At 51.4% G+C, this 22,695-nt stretch carries 20 protein-coding genes and 1 pseudogene; 8 read left to right on the top strand and 13 right to left on the bottom strand.

Going from position 1 to position 22,695, the window contains the following annotated elements:
- Nucleotides 1-13 precede the first annotated feature (13 nt).
- The 5 genes from sucA to sdhC form a co-directional block, all read right to left on the bottom strand.
- Nucleotides 14-2,815, bottom strand: a complete 2,802-nt coding sequence (gene sucA, locus FTE26_RS06315) for a 2-oxoglutarate dehydrogenase E1 component (protein ID WP_001181473.1) — start codon at nt 2,813-2,815, stop codon at nt 14-16.
- A 200-nt stretch (nt 2,816-3,015) separates the two neighbouring features.
- A complete protein-coding gene (gene sdhB / locus FTE26_RS06310) occupies nt 3,016-3,732 on the bottom strand; it encodes a succinate dehydrogenase iron-sulfur subunit SdhB (protein WP_001235263.1) in 717 nt (238 codons plus the stop codon).
- A gap of 15 nt (nt 3,733-3,747) precedes the next feature.
- Nucleotides 3,748-5,514, bottom strand: a complete 1,767-nt coding sequence (gene sdhA, locus FTE26_RS06305) for a succinate dehydrogenase flavoprotein subunit (protein WP_000775540.1) — start codon at nt 5,512-5,514, stop codon at nt 3,748-3,750.
- The gene (gene sdhD / locus FTE26_RS06300) at nt 5,514-5,861 is read right to left on the bottom strand and encodes a succinate dehydrogenase membrane anchor subunit (protein ID WP_000254365.1); all 348 of its coding nucleotides are present in this window, start codon (nt 5,859-5,861) and stop codon (nt 5,514-5,516) included. The genes sdhA and sdhD overlap by 1 nt, the downstream gene beginning before the upstream one ends.
- Nucleotides 5,855-6,259 (bottom strand): succinate dehydrogenase cytochrome b556 subunit, encoded by a 405-nt coding sequence (gene sdhC / locus FTE26_RS06295; RefSeq protein ID WP_000263347.1) that lies wholly within the window; start codon nt 6,257-6,259, stop codon nt 5,855-5,857. The genes sdhD and sdhC overlap by 7 nt, the downstream gene beginning before the upstream one ends.
- A 380-nt stretch (nt 6,260-6,639) precedes the next feature.
- Here sdhC and FTE26_RS06290 point away from each other — a divergent pair, with 380 nt between their 5' ends.
- The 7 genes from FTE26_RS06290 (at nt 6,640) to FTE26_RS06260 (ending at nt 14,705) form a co-directional block, all read left to right on the top strand.
- Nucleotides 6,640-6,747 (top strand): hypothetical protein, encoded by a 108-nt coding sequence (locus FTE26_RS06290; RefSeq protein WP_001305582.1) that lies wholly within the window; start codon nt 6,640-6,642, stop codon nt 6,745-6,747.
- Nucleotides 6,748-6,952: 205 nt separating this feature from the next.
- Complete coding sequence (gene gltA / locus FTE26_RS06285; protein WP_000785834.1) at nt 6,953-8,236, top strand: citrate synthase; 1,284 nt, start codon at nt 6,953-6,955, stop codon at nt 8,234-8,236.
- A gap of 390 nt (nt 8,237-8,626) precedes the next feature.
- Nucleotides 8,627-9,193: a fimbrial protein gene (locus tag FTE26_RS06280; RefSeq protein WP_000472422.1), complete on the top strand. Its 567-nt coding sequence runs from the start codon at nt 8,627-8,629 to the stop codon at nt 9,191-9,193.
- A 50-nt stretch (nt 9,194-9,243) separates the two neighbouring features.
- Complete coding sequence (locus FTE26_RS06275) at nt 9,244-11,703, top strand: fimbria/pilus outer membrane usher protein (protein WP_001348660.1); 2,460 nt, start codon at nt 9,244-9,246, stop codon at nt 11,701-11,703.
- Nucleotides 11,704-11,717: 14 nt separating this feature from the next.
- Nucleotides 11,718-12,449, top strand: coding sequence for a fimbrial biogenesis chaperone (locus FTE26_RS06270; RefSeq protein WP_000143529.1), 732 nt, complete (start codon nt 11,718-11,720; stop codon nt 12,447-12,449).
- Nucleotides 12,446-13,507: a fimbrial protein gene (locus FTE26_RS06265; protein ID WP_001272421.1), complete on the top strand. Its 1,062-nt coding sequence runs from the start codon at nt 12,446-12,448 to the stop codon at nt 13,505-13,507. Before FTE26_RS06270 ends, FTE26_RS06265 begins: the two co-directional genes overlap by 4 nt.
- 151 nt (nt 13,508-13,658) lie before the next feature.
- Nucleotides 13,659-14,705 carry an AbrB family transcriptional regulator gene (locus FTE26_RS06260; RefSeq protein ID WP_001297246.1) on the top strand — a complete coding sequence of 349 codons (1,047 nt, stop codon included), beginning with the start codon at nt 13,659-13,661 and terminating at the stop codon, nt 14,703-14,705.
- Here FTE26_RS06260 and nei read toward each other — a convergent pair.
- Genes nei through ybgI form a run of 5 tightly spaced genes read right to left on the bottom strand, consistent with a single transcriptional unit; the run spans nt 14,702 to nt 18,601 of the window.
- Entirely contained in the window at nt 14,702-15,493 is a 792-nt protein-coding gene (gene nei / locus FTE26_RS06255; RefSeq protein ID WP_001114037.1) for an endonuclease VIII, read from the bottom strand. The genes FTE26_RS06260 and nei overlap by 4 nt on opposite strands.
- A 35-nt stretch (nt 15,494-15,528) precedes the next feature.
- Nucleotides 15,529-16,263, bottom strand: coding sequence for a 5-oxoprolinase subunit PxpA (gene pxpA, locus FTE26_RS06250; protein WP_000687131.1), 735 nt, complete (start codon nt 16,261-16,263; stop codon nt 15,529-15,531).
- Complete coding sequence (gene pxpC / locus FTE26_RS06245) at nt 16,253-17,185, bottom strand: 5-oxoprolinase subunit PxpC (protein ID WP_000912710.1); 933 nt, start codon at nt 17,183-17,185, stop codon at nt 16,253-16,255. The genes pxpA and pxpC overlap by 11 nt, the downstream gene beginning before the upstream one ends.
- Nucleotides 17,179-17,835 (bottom strand): 5-oxoprolinase subunit PxpB, encoded by a 657-nt coding sequence (gene pxpB, locus FTE26_RS06240; RefSeq protein ID WP_001188343.1) that lies wholly within the window; start codon nt 17,833-17,835, stop codon nt 17,179-17,181. Before pxpB ends, pxpC begins: the two co-directional genes overlap by 7 nt.
- Before the next feature lie 22 nt (nt 17,836-17,857).
- Nucleotides 17,858-18,601: a radiation resistance protein YbgI gene (gene ybgI, locus FTE26_RS06235; protein WP_000798871.1), complete on the bottom strand. Its 744-nt coding sequence runs from the start codon at nt 18,599-18,601 to the stop codon at nt 17,858-17,860.
- 270 nt (nt 18,602-18,871) lie between these two features.
- Between ybgI and dtpD the strand changes: the two genes are divergently transcribed.
- The gene (gene dtpD / locus FTE26_RS06230; protein WP_001032695.1) at nt 18,872-20,353 is read left to right on the top strand and encodes a dipeptide permease DtpD; all 1,482 of its coding nucleotides are present in this window, start codon (nt 18,872-18,874) and stop codon (nt 20,351-20,353) included.
- 41 nt (nt 20,354-20,394) lie between these two features.
- Here dtpD and phrB read toward each other — a convergent pair whose 3' ends face one another.
- The 3 genes and pseudogenes from phrB to FTE26_RS06215 all read right to left on the bottom strand — a co-directional run.
- Nucleotides 20,395-21,813 (bottom strand): deoxyribodipyrimidine photo-lyase, encoded by a 1,419-nt coding sequence (phrB, locus tag FTE26_RS06225; protein ID WP_000207140.1) that lies wholly within the window; start codon nt 21,811-21,813, stop codon nt 20,395-20,397.
- A complete protein-coding gene (locus tag FTE26_RS06220; RefSeq protein WP_001076004.1) occupies nt 21,810-22,319 on the bottom strand; it encodes a YbgA family protein in 510 nt (169 codons plus the stop codon). The genes phrB and FTE26_RS06220 overlap by 4 nt, the downstream gene beginning before the upstream one ends.
- A gap of 150 nt (nt 22,320-22,469) precedes the next feature.
- Nucleotides 22,470-22,695: pseudogene (locus FTE26_RS06215) on the bottom strand (ISAs1 family transposase); the annotation flags it as partial.

The raw sequence follows: 22,695 nt of genomic DNA, 5'->3' as shown, positions 1-22,695 counted from the left end.
GTGTATCCTTTATTTATTCGACGTTCAGCGCGTCATTAACCAGATCTTGCTGCTGTTTCTGGTGAACGGACATATACCCTACCGCCGGGGAGGCGGAGGCCGGGCGGCCTGCATAACGCAGAGAAGCCCCAAACGGAATCACTTCACGGAAATGATGCTGGCTGCAGTACCATGCGCCCTGGTTGAGCGGCTCTTCCTGGCACCAGACAAAATCCTTGACGTGAGCAAACTGCTGCAACACTTCCTGCATCGCTTTATGCGGGAACGGGTAGAGTTGCTCGATACGCACAATGGCGACATCGTGTTGATTGTTCTTACGACGCTGTTCCAGCAGGTCGTAATAAACCTTACCAGAACACATTACTACGCGCTTCACGCCCTTCGGATCAAGCTCGTCGATTTCACCGATGGCTGGCAGGAAGGTGCCGTTCGCCAGTTCTTCGAGGCTGGAAACCGCCAGCGGATGACGCAGCAGGGATTTCGGCGACATCACGACCAGCGGACGACGCATCCCGCGCAGCGCCTGACGACGCAGCATGTGGTAAACCTGTGCCGGGGTAGACGGTACGCAAACCTGCATGTTTTGCTCAGCACAAAGTTGCAGATAACGTTCCAGACGCGCGGAGGAGTGCTCCGGCCCCTGCCCTTCGTAACCGTGCGGCAGCAACATCACCAGACCACACATCCGGCCCCATTTCTGCTCGCCAGAGGAGATGAACTGGTCGATAACCACCTGCGCACCGTTGGCGAAGTCACCGAACTGCGCTTCCCAGATGGTCAGGGTGCGTGGTTCTGCGGTGGCATAACCGTATTCAAACGCCAGCACTGCTTCTTCAGACAGTACGGAGTCCCAAACACGGAACGCGCCCTGGCCGTTATGGATGTGTTGCAGCGGCGTGTAAGTGGAACCGTTAGACTGGTTGTGGATCACCGCGTGGCGGTGGAAGAAGGTACCGCGACCGGAGTCTTCACCCGACAGGCGAACCGGAATGCCTTCGTCAACCAGCGTGGCGTAAGCGAGGTTTTCCGCGCCGCCCCAGTCGAACAGTTTCTCACCGGCAGCCATCGCCTGGCGATCGCCATAAATCTTGGCAACGCGAGACTGCATTTCAACTGCTTCCGGCACCGTGCTGATGCGTTTCGCCAGCTCCTGCAGGCGCTTCATCTCAACTTTGTTCGGGTACTCTTCGTCCCATTCGTGGTTGAGGTACGGCGACCAGGTGAAAGAGTGCATGTTCATCGGACGCCACTCTGCCACTACGCAATCGCCAGCATCCAGCGCATCGCGGTACAGGTTAACCATCTCGGTGGCATCTTCCAGCGTCGCGACTTTTTCCTGCTCCAGCTTGTCAGCGTAGATTTTGCGCGGTGTCGGATGTTTTTTGATTTTCTGATACATCAGCGGCTGGGTTGCGCTCGGCTCGTCGGCTTCGTTGTGGCCGTGACGGCGGTAGCACACCAGGTCGATGAAGACATCACGTTTAAAGGTGTTACGGAAATCGAGCGCCAGACGGGTCACAAAGGCAACGGCTTCCGGATCATCCGCGTTAACGTGGAAAATCGGTGCCTGAACCATCTTACCGATATCAGTACAGTACGGTGTAGAACGAGCATCCAGCGGATTAGAGGTGGTGAAACCAACCTGGTTGTTGATAACGATACGTACCGTACCGCCAACTTCATAACCACGCGCTTTCGACATGTTCAGAGTTTCCTGAACCACGCCCTGCCCGGTCACTGCGGCGTCACCGTGGATGGTGATTGGCAGCACTTTGTTGCTGCTCGGCTCATCAAGTCTGTCCAGACGGGCACGAACAGAACCGATAACTACCGGGCTTACAATCTCAAGGTGAGACGGGTTAAACGCCAGCGCCAGGTGCACCAGGCCGCCATCGGTCTGGAAGTCAGACGAGAAGCCCATGTGGTATTTCACGTCACCCGTGCCGAGGTGTTCTTTATGTTTACCGGCAAACTCGTCGAACAAGTCTTGCGGTTTTTTACCCAGCACGTTCACCAGCACGTTCAGACGACCACGGTGCGCCATCCCAAGAACCACTTCGCGGGTGCCGCTGTTGCCAGCGTGGCGGATCATCTCTTTAAGCATCGGGATTAACGCGTCACCGCCTTCCAGCGAGAAGCGTTTTGCGCCAGGGAATTTTGCGCCGAGGTAACGTTCAAGGCCTTCAGCGGCGGTCAGTTCGCTTAAGAAGCGTTTTTTCTCTTCGCTATTGAAAGTCGCGCGACCAGACTCGATACGCTGTTGGATCCAGCGTTTTTCTTCGGTGCTGGTAATGTGCATATACTCGGCACCAATCGGGCCACAGTAGGTTTGCTTGAGGGCTTCCAGCAGCTCGCCGAGTTTCATGGTTTCTTTGCCGCTGGCAAATGAACCGACGTTGAAGGTTTCCTGGAAGTCTGCTTCGGTCAGATCGTGGAAAGACGGATCCAGATCGGCCACTTTATCTTGCTGCCACAGTCCCAGCGGATCGAGATTCGCATGCTGGTGACCACGGAAGCGGTATGCGTTAATGAGCTGCAGGACTTTAACCTGCTTCACATTGGTGTCAGGGTCGGAGATCGTTGAAGAGTAACGTGAAGCGTCTTTCGCCAGGCGGCGGAAATATTCACGCGTTTGAGAGTGGAATTGATCCGGTTTGACTCCCGTACCAGGTAACTGCTGGAACGTCGAACGCCAGTTAGCGTCAACCGAGTCAGGATCGGTTAAGAAGTCTTCATAGAGCTGTTCTATCCAGCTCTGGTTTGCGCCAGAGAGGTAAGAAGAGTCCAACCAGGCTTTCAAAGCGCTGTTCTGCATCGTGATCCCTTAAGCATCTTTTTTATGCTTACTTCGCCGTGGATACTACCACGCACAGTGATGTGCGTGCCGGGGTTCACTTGCGAGCTCTTGTCTACGTAGTGGCTCGCGAAGGAACCTTTAAAAACTGTCTTAGTGTCAGGGGCAGTTTTTAAAGATTTCCTGAATAGCCGGGGGATTTCCCCGGCATCAACATTTAATTACGCATTACGTTGCAACAACATCGACTTGATATGGCCGATGGCGCGCGTCGGGTTCAGCCCCTTCGGACATACACTGACGCAGTTCATGATGCTGTGACAGCGGAATACACTGAATGCATCGCTCAAACCGTCGAGGCGGCTGTCAGTCTCGGTATCACGGCTATCGATCAGGAAACGATATGCCGCTAACAAGCCTGCCGGGCCGATAAACTTATCGGGATTCCACCAGAAAGACGGACAAGAGGTTGAACAACATGCGCAGAGAATACATTCATACAGCCCGTCGAGTTTTTCGCGCTGCTCTGGCATCTGTAAATGCTCGCGAGCTGGCGGATTTTGTCCATTATTCAACAGGTAAGGCTTAATTTTCTCATATTGCGCATAGAATTGTCCCATGTCTACCACCAAATCGCGGATCACCGGTAAACCTGGCAGCGGGCGAATCACAATCTTCTTGCCCGGCTGGTTGAGTGCCGAAATCGGGGTAATACAGGCCAGACCATTCTTGCCGTTCATGTTCAGACCGTCGGAACCGCACACACCTTCACGGCAGGAGCGGCGGAACGACAGGCTGGGATCTTTCTCTTTCAGCTGGATAAGCGCATCCAGCAACATCATGTCGCGACCTTCTTCCGCTTCCAGGGTGTAATCCTGCATACGCGGAGCATCATCAACATCCGGGTTATAGCGATAAATTGAAAACTCGAGTCTCATTTTCCTGTCTCCGCATTAGTAAGTACGAATCTTCGGCGGGAATGCCGGGCGCAGTTTCGGTTCCATGTTGACGCTTCGGCGCGTCATGGATTCCGACTCTGGCAGATACAGGGAGTGGCACAGCCAGTTTTCATCATCACGATCCGGGAAGTCGAAGCGGCTATGCGCGCCACGGCTTTCGGTACGGAAGTTGGCAGAAACAGCCGTTGCATACGCCGTTTCCATCAGGTTATCCAGTTCCAGGCACTCAACGCGCTGGGTGTTGAACTCGCTGGAAGTGTCATCCAGACGGGCATTTTTCAGACGCTCGCGGATAACTTTCAACTGCTCAAGCCCTTTCGCCATCGCATCACCTTCACGGAAGACCGAGAAGTTATGCTGCATACATTCTTGCAGCGCTTTACGAATCGCCACCGGATCTTCACCGTTACGATTATTGTTCCAGCGGTTCAGACGATCCAGAGATGCTTCAACATCAGACTCGCTGGCATCGCGCAATGCGCCCTGCTCGGCGATAGACTCTTGCAGATGCAGACCCGCTGCGCGACCAAAGACCACCAGGTCCAGCAGCGAGTTGCCGCCCAGACGGTTAGCGCCGTGTACCGATACACAAGCGATTTCACCAACGGCAAACAGCCCCGGAACAACCACATCTTCGCCTTTCTCGTTCACCGTCAGCGCCTGACCGGTCACTTTGGTCGGAATACCACCCATCATGTAGTGACAGGTTGGGATAACCGGAATCGGCTCTTTCACCGGATCAACGTGAGCGAAGGTACGGGAGAGTTCCAGAATACCCGGCAGACGGGATTCGAGAACTTCTTTACCCAGGTGGTCGAGTTTCAGTTTCGCATGTGGCCCCCACGGACCATCACAGCCGCGACCTTCACGGATTTCAATCATGATGGAACGCGCCACCACGTCACGGCCCGCCAGGTCTTTGGCGTTCGGCGCATAACGCTCCATAAAGCGTTCGCCATGTTTGTTCAGCAGATAACCGCCTTCACCACGGCAACCTTCGGTGACCAGTACGCCCGCACCGGCAATACCGGTCGGGTGGAACTGCCACATTTCCATATCCTGCACCGGTACGCCTGCGCGGATAGCCATGCCGACGCCGTCGCCAGTGTTAATGTGGGCGTTAGTGGTGGACTGATAAATACGCCCTGCCCCGCCAGTCGCCAGCACGGTAGCGCGGGCTTTGAAATAAACCACTTCACCGGTTTCGATGCACAGTGCGGTACAACCCACCACCGCGCCATCCTGGTTTTTCACCAGATCCAGCGCATACCACTCGGAGAAAATGGTGGTGTGGTTTTTCAGGTTCTGCTGATAAAGCGTGTGCAACAGTGCGTGACCGGTACGGTCAGCCGCCGCCGCAGTGCGTGCCGCCTGCTCGCCGCCGAAGTTTTTCGACTGACCGCCAAACGGACGTTGATAGATACGACCATCATCAAGACGCGAGAACGGCAGGCCCATGTGTTCGAGTTCCAGAATCGCTTCCGGCCCGGTTTTACACATATATTCAATCGCGTCCTGGTCACCGATATAGTCCGACCCTTTTACGGTGTCGTACATATGCCATTCCCAGTTATCTTCATGGGTATTACCCAGCGCAACGGTAATGCCGCCTTGCGCAGAAACGGTATGGGAACGGGTCGGGAAGACTTTAGAGAGCAGCGCACAGGTCTGGCCGCTCTGGGAAATTTGCAGCGCCGCGCGCATACCTGCGCCACCGGCACCAATCACAACTGCATCAAATTCTCTGACTGGCAATTTCATCACACACCCCACACCACAACGAATCCATAAATCACGTAAACCACCAGTGCAACGACAATCACCAGTTGCAGCATCAGGCGCAATGCCAGCGGTTTAACGTAGTCGGTCAACACCTGCCACATGCCGATCCAGGCATGAATCAAGATAGAAAACAGCGCCAGCAGGGTGAACACTTTGGTGAACGCAGAGGCGAAGAAACCGATCCAGACTTCATATGTCAGTTCGCCACTGGTGGCGAAAAAACCGACCATATAAATGATGTAGAGCGTCAGGACGATAGCGGTAGCGCGAACGAGGATGAAATCATGTACGCCATTGCGTCCTAATGCGGAGGCGTTGCTTACCATACGAGGACTCCTGCGAGAAGTGAAAGCACGACAGTAATAACAAAGGAGATTTTGGCGGAGCGTTTACCCGCTTCGAATGTTTCTTCCAGATAGCCAAAATCCATCATCATGTGGCGAATACCTACGACGACGTGATACGCCAGAGCGGTAAGGATGCCCCACATGATAAATTTGACGAAGAAGCTGCCCATAATCGCGGAAGCTTGCTCGAAACCTTCAGGGGAAGAGAGGCTGGTACCCAGAAGCCACAGCAGGATGCCCACTGCAACAAAGGTGATCACACCGGAAACGCGATGGAGAATGGACGCTATCGCCGTGATGGGGAACCGGATGGTCTGTAGGTCCAGATTAACAGGTCTTTGTTTTTTCACATTTCTTATCATGAATAACGCCCACATGCTGTTCTTATTATTCCCTGGGGACTACGGGCACAGAGGTTAACTTTCTGTTACCTGGAGACGTCGGGATTTCCTTCCTCCGGTCTGCTTGCGGGTCAGACAGCGTCCTTTCTATAACTGCGCGTCATGCAAAACACTGCTTCCAGATGCGAAAACGACACGTTACAACGCTGGGTGGCTCGGGATTGCAGGGTGTTCCGGAGACCTGGCGGCAGTATAGGCTGTTCACAAAATCATTACAATTAACCTACATATAGTTTGTCGGGTTTTATCCTGAACAGTGATCCAGGTCACGATAACAACATTTATTTAATTTTTAATCATCTAATTTGACAATCATTCAACAAAGTTGTTACAAACATTACCAGGAAAAGCATATAATGCGTAAAAGTTATGAAGTCGGTATTTCACCTAAGATTAACTTATGTAACAGTGTGGAAGTATTGACCAATTCATTCGGGACAGTTATTAGTGGTAGACAAGTTTAATAATTCGGATTGCTAAGTACTTGATTCGCCATTTATTCGTCATCAATGGATCCTTTACCTGCAAGCGCCCAGAGCTCTGTACCCAGGTTTTCCCCTCTTTCACAGAGCGGCGAGCCAAATAACAAACGGGTAAAGCCAGGTTGATGTGCGAAGGCAAATTTAAGTTCCGGCAGTCTTACGTAATAAGGCGCTAAGGAGACCTTAAATGGCTGATACAAAAGCAAAACTCACCCTCAACGGGGACACAGCTGTTGAACTGGATGTGCTGAAAGGCACGCTGGGTCAAGATGTTATTGATATCCGTACTCTCGGTTCAAAAGGTGTGTTCACCTTTGACCCAGGCTTCACTTCAACCGCATCCTGCGAATCTAAAATTACTTTTATTGATGGTGATGAAGGTATTTTGCTGCACCGCGGTTTCCCGATCGATCAGCTGGCGACCGATTCTAACTACCTGGAAGTTTGTTACATCCTGCTGAATGGTGAAAAACCGACTCAGGAACAGTATGACGAATTTAAAACTACGGTGACCCGTCATACCATGATCCACGAGCAGATTACCCGTCTGTTCCACGCTTTCCGTCGCGACTCACATCCAATGGCAGTCATGTGTGGTATTACCGGCGCGCTGGCGGCGTTCTATCACGACTCGCTGGATGTTAACAATCCTCGTCATCGTGAAATTGCCGCGTTCCGCCTGCTGTCGAAAATGCCGACCATGGCCGCGATGTGTTACAAGTATTCCATTGGTCAGCCATTTGTTTATCCGCGCAACGATCTCTCCTATGCCGGTAACTTCCTGAATATGATGTTCTCCACGCCGTGCGAACCGTATGAAGTTAATCCGATTCTGGAACGTGCTATGGACCGTATTCTGATCCTGCACGCTGACCATGAACAGAACGCCTCTACCTCCACCGTGCGTACCGCTGGCTCTTCGGGTGCGAACCCGTTTGCCTGTATCGCAGCAGGTATTGCTTCACTGTGGGGACCTGCGCACGGTGGTGCTAACGAAGCGGCGCTGAAAATGCTGGAAGAAATTAGCTCCGTTAAACACATTCCGGAATTTGTTCGTCGTGCGAAAGATAAAAATGATTCTTTCCGCCTGATGGGCTTCGGTCACCGCGTGTACAAAAATTACGACCCGCGCGCCACCGTAATGCGTGAAACCTGCCATGAAGTTCTGAAAGAGCTGGGCACCAAAGATGACCTGCTGGAAGTGGCTATGGAGCTGGAAAACATCGCGCTGAACGACCCGTACTTTATCGAGAAGAAACTGTACCCGAACGTCGATTTCTACTCTGGTATCATCCTGAAAGCGATGGGTATTCCGTCTTCCATGTTCACCGTCATTTTCGCAATGGCACGTACCGTTGGCTGGATCGCCCACTGGAGCGAAATGCACAGTGACGGTATGAAGATTGCCCGTCCGCGTCAGCTGTATACAGGATATGAAAAACGCGACTTTAAAAGCGATATCAAGCGTTAATGGTTGATTGCTAAGTTGTAAATATTTTAACCCGCCGTTCAAATGGCGGGTTAATTTTTATATGCCTAAACACAAAAAATTGTAAAAATAAAATCCACTATCGGACATTCATATATTCTAAAAAAAAATATATCGGTATAAATTATAAACAAATCGATGATTTTTAATCATCTATCTTCCTCTCAGTTACATGAATAAACCACCAAATATAGTGCACCCCTATAATTTCCAATACTTTATTCATCAAACATTTAATTCATACCATCAATTAATTACTTTTACATTTAATAAAATTAATAATATTTTTAAGAAAAACTAAAAACATTCGACAATCAAATAAGATATTCTTGCACCGATATACTTTTTTCTTTTCTGTTAAAGGACTCCGTTATGTTTAAAGGACAAAAAACATTGGCCGCACTGGCCGTATCTCTGCTGTTCACAGCACCTGTTTATGCGGCTGATGAAGGATCCGGTGAAATTCACTTTAAAGGTGAAGTTATTGAAGCACCGTGTGAAATACATCAGGATGATATTGATAAAGAGGTTGAACTCGGTCAGGTGACCACCAGCCACATTAATCAGTCACATCACAGCGATGCCGTTGCTGTCGACCTGCGCTTAGTCAACTGTGATCTGGAAAACTCCAGCAACGGTTCCGGTGGCAAGATTTCTAAAGTTGCAGTCACCTTTGATAGCTCAGCGAAAACCACCGGCGCAGATCCGATTCTCAACAACACCAGCACGGGTGAAGCCACCGGCGTCGGCGTACGTTTAATGAATAAAGATCAAAGCAATATCGTTTTAGGCACCGCTACTCCAGATATCGACCTGGCTCCGACCTCCAGCGAACAAACGCTGAATTTCTTTGCCTGGATGGAACAAATTGATCAGGCTACACCTGTAACGCCAGGCGCAGTTACGGCGAATGCAACCTACGTGCTGGATTATAAATAAGTATTACTTTGGCGGCGCTATCGCCGCCTTTCATAAAATATTTATCAGGTATGGACACCGTGAATATTTATCGACTCTCTCTTGTATCCTGCCTGGTCGTGGCGATGCCTTGCGCATTGGCGGTCGAATTCAACCTTAATGTTCTCGATAAATCAATGCGCGACCGCATTGATATTTCATTATTAAAGGAAAAAGGAGTCATTGCTCCCGGTGAGTATTTTGTTAGCGTTGCGGTAAATAATAACCAAATCAGTAACGGGCAAAAGATTAACTGGCACAAAAATGACGATAAAACCATTCCGTGCATCAATGATTTACTGGTCGATAAATTTGGCTTAAAACCTGAAGTCCGTCAGTCGTTACCATTGATAAATCAGTGCGTCGATTTTAGCTCCCGACCTGAAATGCTCTTCAATTTCGATCAAGCCAATCAGCAACTAAATATCACCATTCCGCAAGCCTGGCTGGCGTGGCACTCAGAAAACTGGACCCCACCCTCCACATGGAAAGAAGGTGTCGCCGGTGTCCTGATGGATTACAACTTGTTTGCCAGCAGCTACCGCCCACAGGATGGCAGCAGCAGCACTAATCTTAACGCCTATGGAACAGCCGGAATCAACACGGGGGCATGGCGCTTACGCAGTGATTATCAGTTGAATCAGACTGATAGCGATGATAACCATGAACAGTCAGGCGAAATATCACGTACCTATCTTTTTCGCCCGTTACCGCAATTAGGTTCAAAATTAACCCTCGGCGAAACGGATTTTAGTTCCAATATTTTCGACGGTTTTTCTTATACCGGCGCGGCACTGGCAAGTGACGATCGAATGTTGCCATGGGAACTACGCGGCTACGCCCCACAAATTAGCGGTATTGCACAGACCAATGCCACGGTGACGATCAGTCAATCAGGCCGCGTCATTTACCAGAAAAAAGTCCCACCAGGCCCATTTATCATTGACGACCTTAATCAGTCTGTTCAGGGCACACTGGATGTCAAAGTGACGGAAGAAGATGGTCGGGTGAACAATTTCCAGGTTTCGGCAGCATCGACGCCCTTCCTGACTCGTCAGGGACAGGTTCGCTATAAACTGGCCGCGGGTCAGCCACGGCCCTCCATGTCACATCAAACTGAAAATGAAACCTTTTTTAGCAATGAAGTTTCCTGGGGGATGCTGTCAAACACCTCGCTGTACGGCGGCCTGCTGCTTTCTGGTGATGACTACCATTCTGCCGCAATAGGTATCGGGCAAAATATGCTGTGGCTTGGCGCGCTGTCGTTTGATGTCACGTGGGCCAGTAGTCACTTTGATACTCAGCAGGACGAGCGGGGCTTAAGCTACCGTTTTAATTACAGCAAACAAGTGGATGCCACCAACAGCACGATTTCCCTCGCCGCTTATCGTTTCTCCGATCGTCATTTTCACAGCTACGCCAACTATCTTGATCACAAATACAACGACAGCGATGCGCAGGACGAAAAACAGACGATCAGCTTATCTGTGGGCCAACCGATTACCCCACTAAACCTCAATCTTTACGCCAACCTGCTACATCAAACCTGGTGGAATGCAGACGCCTCCACGACCGCCAACATCACGGCAGGTTTTAATGTTGATATTGGTGACTGGAGAGATATCTCTATTTCGACGTCATTCAATACAACCCATTACGAAGATAAAGATCGCGACAACCAGATTTACCTGTCGATTTCGCTCCCCTTCGGTAACGGTGGTCGGGTTGGCTATGACATGCAAAACAGTAGCCACAGCACCACACACCGCATGTCGTGGAACGATACGCTGGATGAACGTAATAGCTGGGGCATGTCTGCCGGACTGCAATCCGACCGTCCGGACAATGGAGCCCAGGTGAGCGGTAACTATCAGCATCTGAGTTCAGCGGGTGAGTGGGATATTTCTGGTACCTATGCCGCCAATGATTACAGTTCCGTCAGCAGCAGCTGGAGCGGTTCTTTCACCGCAACCCAATATGGTGCAGCGTTTCATCGCCGCAGCTCCACCAATGAACCACGCCTGATGGTCAGCACCGATGGCGTGGCAGATATTCCGGTTCAGGGCAATCTCGACTACACCAACCATTTTGGCATTGCGGTGGTGCCGTTGATTTCCAGTTACCAGCCTTCCACCGTGGCGGTGAACATGAATGACTTACCCGACGGCGTAACAGTTGCAGAAAACGTTATCAAAGAAACGTGGATTGAAGGCGCGATAGGTTACAAATCACTGGCTTCCCGTTCCGGTAAAGACGTTAACGTCATCATTCGCAACGCCAGCGGTCAGTTTCCTCCCCTCGGAGCGGATATCCGCCAGGATGACAGCGGCATTAGCGTGGGGATGGTTGGCGAGGAAGGACATGCCTGGTTAAGCGGAGTCGCTGAAAATCAAAATTTTACCGTGGTCTGGGGTGATAGCCAGCATTGCTCGCTCCATCTTCCTGAACATATGGAAGACACCGCAAATCGCCTGATTTTACCTTGTCATTAATTAAGGAAATGAAAATGACATTTATGAAAGGACTACCCCTTTTGTTGTTGGTTGCCAGTCTGTGCAGCCACGCTGCACTACAACCCGATCGCACTCGTATTGTGTTTAACGCTAATGATAAAGCTACCAGTCTGCGGGTGGATAATCGTAGCGATAAACTCCCCTACCTCGCTTATTCCTGGCTCGAAAATGAAAAAGGGGAGAAAAGCGATGATCTTCTGGTCGCCCTGCCGCCGATACAACGTCTGGAACCGAAAGCAACAACGCAGGTACGGATAGTAAAGCAAGCCTCGACCACAAAATTACCGGGCGATCGCGAAACGCTATTTTTCTACAATATGCGTGAAATTCCTCCCGCCCCGGAAAAAAACAGCGACCATGCCGTTCTGCAAGTCGCCATTCAGAGTCGTATCAAGGTGTTCTGGCGACCGGCTGCATTACGCAAGAAAGCAGGAGAAAAGGTCGAACTGCAGTTACAGGTCAGCCAGCAGGGCAACCAACTGACACTGAAAAATCCTACCGCGTATTATCTGACCATTGCCTACCTGGGACGAAATGAAAAAGGCGTTCTCCCCGGCTTCAAAACCGTGATGGTTGCGCCTTTTAGTACGGTCAACACAAACACCGGAAATTATAGCGGCAGCCAGTTTTATCTCGGTTATATGGATGATTACGGCGCGTTACGCATGACGACGCTCAACTGCAGCGGACAATGCCATTTACAAGCCGTGGAGGCGAAGAAATGAGTGCTGGCAAGGGAGTGTTGCTCGTCATCTGTCTGTTATTTCTGCCGTTGAAGTCTGCGCTTGCCCTGAACTGCTACTTTGGTTCATCCGGTGGCTCGGTAGAAAAATCAGAAGCGATTCAACCTTTTGCTGTACCAGGCAATGCCAAACTCGGCGATAAGATTTGGGAATCTGACGATATTAAAATTCCCGTCTATTGTGACAACAATACCAACGGCAATTTTGAAAGTGAGCATGTTTATGCCTGGGTAAACCCCTACCCGGGGGTGCAGGATCGCTATTATCAACTCGGCGTAACTTACAATGGCGTTGATTATGACGCCAACCAGGGAAAAAGCCGCATCGACACTAACCAGTGTATTGACAGTAAGAACATTGACATTTATACCCCTGAGCAGATTATCGCGATGGGATGGCAGAACAAAATTTGCTCGGGTGATCCCGCTAATATTCACATGTCGCGTACCTTTCTCGCTCGCATGCGGTTATACGTCAAAATACGAGAAATGCCGCCGCATGATTATCAAAGTACGCTTAGCGACTATATCGTCGTGCAATTTGACGGTGCCGGTAGCGTTAACGAAGATCCTACTGCCCAAAACCTGAAATATCATATTACCGGTCTGGAAAACATTCGCGTGCTGGATTGCAGCGTCAATTTTTCCATTTCACCGGAAACACAGGTGATTGATTTTGGTAAATTTAATTTGCTGGATATTCGTCGCCACACAATGTCGAAAACATTCAGTATTAAGACGACAAAATCACAAAATGACCAATGCACCGACGGATTTAAAGTCAGTTCCTCCTTTTATACCGAAGAAACGTTGGTTGAAGAAGATAAAGCATTGTTGATTGGTAATGGTCTGAAGCTACGTTTGCTGGATGAAAACGCCTCGCCTTATACCTTCAATAAATATGCTGAATACGCCGATTTCACCAGCGACATGTTGGTCTACGAAAAAACCTATACGGCTGAACTTTCGTCCATTGCAGGTACCCCCATCGAGGCTGGGCCCTTCGATACAGTGGTGCTTTTTAAAATTAACTATAACTGATTTGCCATGATGCCCTTTGCAGCCGGAAAGGGCATCTCTTTCAGAAAATTGCTGATTTTCCCCTTTTCCTTGATTGCTGTTATTTTTTCCTGGCCCGGCTTTCTTTATGCTGTATCGATACACCAAAGAGAAAATAATGAGGGAGCGAAGGATGCCAGTTTTGCAGTGGGGAATGTTATGTGTGCTATCACTTCTCCTTTCTATTGGTTTCCTCGCGGTACATCTCCCGGCGGCGCTATTACTTGGGCCGATGATCGCCGGGATCATCTTCAGTATGCGCGGAATTACTCTGCAACTTCCCCGCTCCGCTTTTCTCGCCGCGCAGGCCATTCTTGGCTGCATGATTGCGCAAAACCTCACTGGTTCGATTCTCACCACGCTGGCCGCCAACTGGCCGATCGTGCTTGCTATTTTACTGGTGACGCTGCTTTCCAGCGCCATCGTGGGTTGGTTATTGGTGCGCTATAGCTCACTGCCTGGAAATACCGGTGCCTGGGGTTCTTCTCCAGGCGGCGCAGCGGCAATGGTCGCTATGGCGCAAGATTACGGCGCAGATATTCGCCTGGTGGCGTTTATGCAATATCTGCGAGTGCTGTTCGTCGCGGGGGCCGCTGTTCTGGTCACCCGCATGATGCTGGGTGATAACGCTGAAGCGGTTAACCAGCAAATCGTCTGGTTCCCGCCAGTGAGCATTAATCTCCTGCTTACGATTTTGCTCGCAGTCGTTGCCGGTACGGCGGGATGCATGCTGCGTCTTCCTTCCGGCACGATGCTCATCCCGATGCTGGCGGGCGCAGTGCTCCAGTCTGGTCAGCTCATCACCATCGAACTCCCGGAATGGCTGCTTGCGATGGCGTATATGGCAATTGGCTGGCGGATTGGTCTTGGTTTCGATAAACAAATCTTACTGCGGGCACTACGCCCGCTACCGCAAATCTTGCTGTCGATTTTTGCTCTGTTGGCTATTTGTGCGGGTATGGCGTGGGGGCTGACCCGGTTTATGCATATTGATTTTATGACTGCCTACCTCGCCACCAGCCCCGGCGGGCTTGATACCGTGGCGGTCATCGCCGCAGGGAGCAATGCCGATATGGCGCTTATTATGGCGATGCAAACCCTGCGCCTGTTCAGTATTTTGCTGACGGGACCTGCCATTGCACGGTTTATTTCAACCTATGCGCCGAAGCGGTCGGCTTAGTGCTGGCAGCCAGGGCACCAGTAAAACGGGCGAGATGACAGCGTGGTTTTCTCAATGATGCTGCCACAACGTTCGCACGGTTCGCCATCTCGATGAAAAACCTTAAAGCGAAACAGCGCCCCATGATGCTTATTCTCATCCACCTGCCCCCGCGTAGCGTAAGAAAATCGAGGAATCTCCAGTAACGCGTGTGCGAGTGCATCCAGTTGCGCCGCATTGAGATCTTTCGCTTTATGATTTCCAGTCAACCCAACCTGCCAGAGGATCTCCACCCGCAAATAATTGCCAAGTCCTGCCAGAAACGCCTGCTCGAGCAGTAATCCTGCAAACTGACGGTTACGAAAGCGCGGCGACAATACCCGTTCTTTCACCACCTCCGGCGTCAGATTCGGATCCAGCACATCGGGACCAACGCGTTGTAAAAACGGATGCGTGGTCAGTTGTTCCGGGGTCAACATCTCAATATCCGAGGCGCTATAAAGCAGAATGGTTTTGTCAGCCGTTTGCAGTTTTACCCGCAATACTCGCGTGGTCTGCGGCTCTTCGCCGGTATCAACCACGCGCCAGACGCCGTAAAGCTGATTATGGCTGTAGAGCGTTAATTCGTTGGAAAAATGAGTTAACAACGCCTTACCACGCGTTTCCACATGGGTAACGTGTTGACCGATAAGTTGTGATTGATAAGTTTTTAACTGCGGGAAGGCAAACCAGACATCAGTTAGTGGTTTGCCTTTGATCGCCGCCTCCAGGTTATCCGCTGCACGGCGGATCTCCGGGCCTTCAGGCATGGTGATATCCTTTTTTCATTCTTTATTAAGCGGGGTTATGCTGCGACAACAATCCCCTTTTTGGCAAATGTAGCTCGTAATCGGCGGGCGAACGCCAGAGCGTGCTCGCCGTCGCCATGCAGGCAGACCGTTTGCGCCGCGACCGTTGCCCATTCGCCGGTGATACTTTTGACTCTGCCGTGTTGCACCATCTCCAGCGTTTGCGCCAGCGCCTGTTGTTCGTTTTCAATCAACGCGCCTGGCTGACTTCGCGGCACCAGCGAGCCGTCAGCCTGATAACCGCGATCGGCAAACACTTCCTCGCGCGTTGTCAGGCCATATTGCTTGCCTGCACGAATCAGCTCGCTTCCTGCCAGCCCAACGAGAATCAATGCCGGATCGCAAGCGTATACCGCTCTGGCGATGGCGTCTGCCAGTTGTGCTTCTTTCGCCGCCTGGTTGTACAACATGCCGTGCGGTTTGACATGACGCATTACGCCGCCTTGCGCACGGGCAATCGTTGCCAGCGCGCCAATTTGATACAGCGTCTGGGCGTAAACGGTTTCTGGCGGCAACTGCATGGCGCTGCGACCAAAATTTTCCCTGTCGGGAAAACTCGGGTGAGCGCCAATTGCAACACCATTTTTTATTGCTTCACGCACGCAAGCCTGCATGGTTTGCGCATCGCCTGCATGAAATCCACAGGCAATATTGGCAGAGGAAACCAGCGTTAATAGCTCTGCGTCGCTGGCGCAGCCTTCGCCCAGATCGGCGTTCAGGTCAATTTTCATTGTGCAGCCGCCACGCTAATTGTTCAAAATAACGTTGCTGATCTTGCCGCGCTTTCAGTGCCTCTTCCAGTGAACACTGGACAAAATGAATCGGCTGACCGAGCGGAATTTGCGCAAGATGGTACATATCAGCCTCAATGATGCAGGCAATACGCGGGTAACCACCGGTGGTCTGTGCGTCGTTCATCAACACAATCGGCTGCCCGTTATGTGGCACCTGCACCACGCCCGGTAACAAACCGTGAGATAACAGTTCGCGATCGGTGGTGCGTTTTAAAATTTGCCCCTGTAAGCGATAGCCCATGCGGTTACTTTGCGAGCTAAGCTGCCAGGGCGAACGCCAGAATGCATCCTGCGAGGCGCGATCGAACTCATGATATTCCGGCCCCGGCAAGGCGCGAATGCGGTTGCCCCACAGCAGCTGTTTAACGCCCTGCGCTTCCATAAAATCACGCTTCGCTTTGCCAATCGGGAGTCGGTCACCATCCTTCAGTAAACGGCCTTCCAGCCCGCCAATCCCCACTTTGAGATCGGTGCTGCATGACCCCATTACCGGCGGAACATCAATACCACCCGCGACCGCCAGATAACTGCGCATCCCGTGCTGCGGGCGTTTAAGCGTTAAACGCTGGCCTGCTTTCATCGGCAATCGCCAGCCGGTCCAGACGGCATTATCATCCAGCCGCGCTTCGCAACCGGCACCCGTCAGAGCAAACCCCCCATCAGTTTCGAACTCAACAGTTAACTGACCGAGCGTGATCTCCAGCGCGGGGGCATTGGCGTCATTACCCACCAGTAGGTTAGCAATGCGTAACGCGGGCATATCCAGTGCGCCGCAGTGGCTGATACCCGACTGGCGAAAACCGTGACGACCGCCATCCTGCACAGTGGTATACATGCCCGCACGAATAATCTTCAGCATACTCCCTCCTTCTGCGGTACAAAGCGCACGCTGTCTCCCGGACGTAATAAGATGGGTTCGTCACGCGCCGGATCAAACAGGCTGAGTGAGGTATGACCAATCAACTGCCAGCCACCCGGCGTTGCCAGCGGATAAACACCAGTCTGCGGCCCGCCGATCCCGACAGAACCTGCCGGAACGAGTAAGCGCGGTTCAGCGCGCCGTGGCGTGTGTAGTTGTTCCGGCAAACTCCCGAGATACGGGAAGCCCGGTTGAAAACCTAAAAACCAGACCACGTATTCCACGGAGGAGTGCAATTCAACAACCTGTTTTTCGCTCAACCCGCAATGCGCCGCGACCACCGCCAAATCCGGTCCGCCTGCACCACCGTAAACCACCGGAATTTCAATAAAGCGAGACTCAGGTTCCAGGGCCTCGCTCTCCTCCCACCAGCGTTGCAAACGCTCTATGGCATCCAGCGCCAGCGACTCAGGATTACGCAAAATCACCGTAATATTGTTCATGCCGGGAATGGCTTCAACCACATTCGGCATATCCACCAGACGCTGCGCCAGTCGCCAGATCCGTTTCTGGCTAGCCAGCGTCACCGGCGGTTCCAGTTCCAGCACTACCGCCGTTTCACCTATCAGATAACAACGCGCTCGTTGCACTTTCGATCCCTCTGATTATTCGTTATGCAGGATTAGGAATATCAATAAAGGTCACATCAAGATCGGTATTTTCATTCAGCCACTCGCTCAATGCGCGAATACCACCACGTTCAGTGGCATGGTGACCTGCAGCATAAAAATGCAATCCCTGCTCGCGGGCTGAATGAATGGTCTGTTCAGAAACTTCGCCAGTAATAAAAGCATCCACGCCAAAACGCGCGGCGCTATCGATAAAACTTTGCCCGCCGCCCGTGCACCAGGCGACGCGCTGGACCACCTCAGGTCCGGTATCGCCACACCATAACGGCTTACGTCCCAGACGCGCTTCAATCCAGGAGGCTAGTTCCAGTCCCGGCACAGGCATGGTCAGCTCTCCCCACGGCACCAACGGCTCAATTTCGCCCATGACCGTGATCCCCAGTAACGCCGCCAGCTGTGCGTTATTGCCCAGCTCAGGATGTGCGTCAAGCGGCAAATGCCAGCCATACAGGTTGATATCATTCGCCAGCAACGTTTTTAAACGGTTACGCTTCATTCCGCGAATGACCGGAGACTCTCCTTTCCAGAAGTAGCCATGATGCACAATGACCGCATCCGCGCCCAGACGCACTGCCTCATCGAGCAAAGCCTGGCTGGCGGTGACACCGGTAACAATTTTTTGCACCGTCTCTTTGCCTTCCACCTGCAAACCATTCGGCGCGTAATCACTAATCGCCGCGCTGTTCAGTTTTTCGTTAATCAGTTGTTCCAGTTCGGTGTTTTTCATCTTCGCGCCTTCCGTATTCTGATAGCTACACCGTTAACATAGCGTTACCTCGCCTGTTCGTCGATAGCCAATCTTTTGACATATTAAGAAACAAACCCGACGCCAAAAGACGCAAATTGTTTATATCATCACGCTTCAGCTAATGTATATTTATGCAATCAGACAGCATATTGCATAAATAATCAGATCTGTATCAAAGTTTTAACTTTAAGGAAACACAAGCACGCCGCGCAACTATTACGTGACGTTGCCGTCAATTGTGGAATTATTATGAATAAACACGCATCACAACCGCGCGCTATTTACTATGTCGTTGCGCTGCAAATCTGGGAATATTTTAGCTTTTACGGCATGCGTGCCCTGCTGATTCTCTATCTCACCAATCAACTAAAATACAACGATACTCACGCCTACGAGTTATTTAGCGCCTACTGTTCGCTGGTGTATGTCACGCCAATCCTCGGTGGCTTTTTGGCGGATAAAGTTCTCGGCAATCGCATGGCGGTGATGCTGGGGGCGTTGTTGATGGCGATCGGTCATGTGGTGCTGGGTGCCAGTGAGATCCATCCGTCATTCCTCTATCTGTCCCTGGCGATTATCGTTTGTGGCTATGGTCTGTTTAAATCCAATGTCAGTTGCCTGCTCGGCGAGCTGTATGAGCCAACCGATCCGCGTCGTGATGGCGGTTTCTCGCTGATGTATGCAGCGGGTAACGTGGGGTCTATTATCGCACCTATCGCCTGTGGTTACGCCCAGGAAGAGTACAGCTGGGCGATGGGCTTTGGCCTGGCGGCGGTGGGTATGATCGCGGGTCTGGTCATTTTCTTATGTGGCAATCGTCATTTCACACATACCCGCGGCGTTAATAAAAAAGTACTGCGTGCAACAAACTTTCTCCTGCCTAACTGGGGATGGCTGCTGGTTCTGCTGGTGGCAACGCCTGCGCTGATTACCGTACTGTTCTGGAAAGAGTGGTCGGTATACGCCTTAATTGTCGCGACTATTATTGGCCTGGGTGTACTGGCAAAAATTTATCGCAAAGCAGAAAACCAGAAACAGCGTAAGGAGCTGGGGCTGATTGTGACGCTCACCTTCTTCAGTATGTTGTTCTGGGCCTTCGCACAACAGGGCGGTAGCTCGATTAGCCTTTATATCGACCGCTTCGTTAACCGCGATATGTTTGGTTATACCGTTCCGACCGCGATGTTCCAGTCGATTAATGCCTTCGCAGTTATGCTGTGCGGTGTGTTCCTGGCGTGGGTGGTAAAAGAGAGTGTCGCGGGTAATCGTACCGTGCGCATCTGGGGGAAATTTGCTCTTGGCCTTGGCCTGATGAGCGCCGGATTCTGCATTCTGACCTTAAGCGCCCGCTGGTCCGCAATGTATGGTCACTCTTCTCTGCCACTGATGGTATTAGGCCTGGCGGTGATGGGCTTTGCGGAACTGTTTATCGACCCGGTTGCCATGTCGCAAATTACGCGCATTGAAATCCCCGGTGTGACCGGCGTATTAACCGGCATCTACATGCTGCTTTCTGGCGCGATCGCGAACTATCTGGCGGGCGTGATTGCCGATCAGACATCGCAGGCTTCGTTTGATGCTTCCGGGGCGATCAACTACTCCATCAATGCATATATTGAAGTATTTGATCAAATTACCTGGGGCGCACTGGCGTGTGTAGGACTGGTACAGATGATTTGGCTGTATCAGGCGCTGAAATTCAGAAACCGCGCGCTGGCGCTGGAATCTTAATAGGCCAGCACCATACCTGATAAAACGCTCGCTGCGTTTTATCAGGCTCCTTTCCTCGCTTCTTCGTACGCTGCCAGCGTTCGCAGCCTTGCCTCTTTGTGATCAACTATCGGTTGCGGATAATCCAGCATCACACCTGCTTTCTGCGCCCACTTCCACGGCTCATGCACCGCTTTCCCTGGTACATCGCGCAGCTCCGGTAACCATCGGCGGATAAACTCACCTTCGCGATCAAATTTCTCGCCCTGGGTTGTCGGGTTGAAAATACGAAAATACGGCGCTGCATCAGTACCCGTAGACGCCGCCCACTGCCAGCCACCGTTATTGGCTGCCAAATCACCATCAATCAGCTGCGACATGAAATATCGCTCGCCTTCGCGCCAGTCGATCAACAAATCTTTCACCAGAAAACTGGCTGAAATCATCCGTAGCCGGTTATGCATCCAGCCAGTGCTGTTAAGCTGACGCATGGCGGCATCGACAATCGGGTATCCCGTTTTGCCTTCCTGCCAGGCCTGTAAATGTGCGGGATTGCTCTGCCACTGCACACGATCCGTCCAGGCAATAAACGGACAATGTTTACACAACGAGGGGTAATACGTCATCAGATGACGGTAGAACTCGCGCCAGATCAGCTCACTAAGCCAGACACTACCGGCCCCACCGTCCAGCGCCTGCGGCTGTTCCGCCAACAAGCGATGCAAACACTGGCGAGGCGATAACCCGCCCGTTGCCAGGCTGGCGGACAAACGACTGGTGCCTTCCACTGCCGGAAAATCTCGTTGTTGCTCATATTCTCCGGCACCGTTCTGGCAAAACTGGCGTAATTGCGCAATCGCCGCTTTTTCTTCCACCGGGAAATGCGCAGTATCGAAAGACTGACGAGGATAATTCAGCGTAATGGATGGCGCGGGCTCTATCGATCCGCTACTACGAACTTTTGGCGCAGCGACGCACTCCGGCATCCCTTCCCGCAGCCGTTTCAGCCAGGCATTCTTAAAAGGCGTAAAGACTTTGTACATCTCGTGATTACCGGTCATCACCGCGCCAGGCGGCAGGATCACGCTGTCATCAAATCCTTCACACACCACGTTACGCAGCGCTCTTTCAACTTCCACATCCCGCGCCCGCTCATTCACTTCATACTGATAGTTATAAAACAGGTGGGTAACGCTGTTTTCCGCGCACACCTGTTTAACTATTTCGACACTGGCGACAAAGTCATCCACTTCACGGAACAATAAAGGAATACCTTTTTCCGCAAGCGCTATTTGTAGCCCATTCAGTTGAGCATTGATAAGTTCAGCCTGACGCGGCGACATGTTATGCGTCGCCCACTGGCGTGGTGTAGCGATATACAACGCCAGCACGCGTGCAGACGAATTGCGGCAGGCGGCAGCCAGTGCGAGATTATCGTGCAGACGTAAATCCTGGCGAAACCAGACCAGATGGGTAGTCATAAAACTCCTGAATGGCGCAAGTTAATCACACGCGGCCAAAGTTCGAAATAACGCTGCCCTGAAAGCCAGGCGTCAGGATAAAGCGCCATATAGTGTTTGATACGCATCAGCGGCGCAAGAAGTGGTTGCTCGCCACGGCGATAACTGTCGATAAGCGCCGCCAACTGCTGGCGTTCTGTGGAATCAATATGCGGGCGAAAATAACCCTGAACGTGCATCAAAACGTTGGTGTGATCGCGCGGGTTGGCGGGATGAGAAAGCAAAACAATTACGCGTTGGTAGTACTGGTTGTAAAAATCATCCAGATTTTGCCACTGGTGAATATCAGCCACGAACGGGCCAAGTTTGCGGTACTCCGGCTGAGAATGCGCCAGAAAGACGAGTTTATAGCGGCTGTGATAATCGAGAAGCGCCCCGCGCGTTAAGCCATGTTCTTTCAGTCGATGTAACTCATGAAGGGCGAAGATACGGATTAGGGTGCTGTCATCAAATCGTTGCTGATTCATTACTGCTCCTGAACGGTTTACAGGAGTAAGTGTAGACGTTGAGAAATGATATTTGTGAAGTTAATCCTGTTGTAGCAGGACAAATTTACGAAAGCCTGCTCCCCGCAAGGACTGACGTCAGGTAGTTTCTAACCATAGCTGCCCTTTCTATTCAAACGTGAAATCAATAAGCTCATCAGGGACATCGCAAACAATATGAAGACGGGTTTCTTCTCTGCCGTGACTCTTTTCACTAATTGCGTAACTGTCATGCTTGGGATTATTTAATTCTTTCAGCGGAAATTTTTCCTCGAAGGCTTTATTTAGCCGCCCCTGGTTTCCTTTTACAGCGAATAAATAATCACCTCCCTGTTTTTGTATCTTCTCTGCAATATCT

The sequence above is a fragment of the Escherichia sp. S10b genome (assembly GCF_028421345.1).
Classification (GTDB): Bacteria; Pseudomonadota; Gammaproteobacteria; order Enterobacterales; family Enterobacteriaceae; genus ECMA0423.
The sequence above is the reverse complement of the archived record's forward strand: the minus strand, read 5'-3'. Positions and strand labels throughout refer to the sequence as shown.

Excerpts from the sequence above, each read along its gene's own strand:
- sucA (WP_001181473.1), bottom strand. The coding sequence starts at position 2,815 with ATGCAGAACAGCGCTTTGAAAGCCTGGTTGGACTCTTCTTACCTCTCT.
- sdhB (WP_001235263.1), bottom strand. The coding sequence starts at position 3,732 with ATGAGACTCGAGTTTTCAATTTATCGCTATAACCCGGATGTTGATGAT.
- sdhA (WP_000775540.1), bottom strand. The coding sequence starts at position 5,514 with ATGAAATTGCCAGTCAGAGAATTTGATGCAGTTGTGATTGGTGCCGGT.
- sdhD (WP_000254365.1), bottom strand. The coding sequence starts at position 5,861 with ATGGTAAGCAACGCCTCCGCATTAGGACGCAATGGCGTACATGATTTC.
- sdhC (WP_000263347.1), bottom strand. The coding sequence starts at position 6,259 with ATGTGGGCGTTATTCATGATAAGAAATGTGAAAAAACAAAGACCTGTT.
- FTE26_RS06290 (WP_001305582.1), top strand. The coding sequence starts at position 6,640 with ATGCGTAAAAGTTATGAAGTCGGTATTTCACCTAAGATTAACTTATGT.
- gltA (WP_000785834.1), top strand. The coding sequence starts at position 6,953 with ATGGCTGATACAAAAGCAAAACTCACCCTCAACGGGGACACAGCTGTT.
- FTE26_RS06280 (WP_000472422.1), top strand. The coding sequence starts at position 8,627 with ATGTTTAAAGGACAAAAAACATTGGCCGCACTGGCCGTATCTCTGCTG.
- FTE26_RS06275 (WP_001348660.1), top strand. The coding sequence starts at position 9,244 with ATGGACACCGTGAATATTTATCGACTCTCTCTTGTATCCTGCCTGGTC.
- FTE26_RS06270 (WP_000143529.1), top strand. The coding sequence starts at position 11,718 with ATGACATTTATGAAAGGACTACCCCTTTTGTTGTTGGTTGCCAGTCTG.
- FTE26_RS06265 (WP_001272421.1), top strand. The coding sequence starts at position 12,446 with ATGAGTGCTGGCAAGGGAGTGTTGCTCGTCATCTGTCTGTTATTTCTG.
- FTE26_RS06260 (WP_001297246.1), top strand. The coding sequence starts at position 13,659 with ATGCCAGTTTTGCAGTGGGGAATGTTATGTGTGCTATCACTTCTCCTT.
- nei (WP_001114037.1), bottom strand. The coding sequence starts at position 15,493 with ATGCCTGAAGGCCCGGAGATCCGCCGTGCAGCGGATAACCTGGAGGCG.
- pxpA (WP_000687131.1), bottom strand. The coding sequence starts at position 16,263 with ATGAAAATTGACCTGAACGCCGATCTGGGCGAAGGCTGCGCCAGCGAC.
- pxpC (WP_000912710.1), bottom strand. The coding sequence starts at position 17,185 with ATGCTGAAGATTATTCGTGCGGGCATGTATACCACTGTGCAGGATGGC.
- ybgI (WP_000798871.1), bottom strand. The coding sequence starts at position 18,601 with ATGAAAAACACCGAACTGGAACAACTGATTAACGAAAAACTGAACAGC.
- dtpD (WP_001032695.1), top strand. The coding sequence starts at position 18,872 with ATGAATAAACACGCATCACAACCGCGCGCTATTTACTATGTCGTTGCG.
- phrB (WP_000207140.1), bottom strand. The coding sequence starts at position 21,813 with ATGACTACCCATCTGGTCTGGTTTCGCCAGGATTTACGTCTGCACGAT.
- FTE26_RS06220 (WP_001076004.1), bottom strand. The coding sequence starts at position 22,319 with ATGAATCAGCAACGATTTGATGACAGCACCCTAATCCGTATCTTCGCC.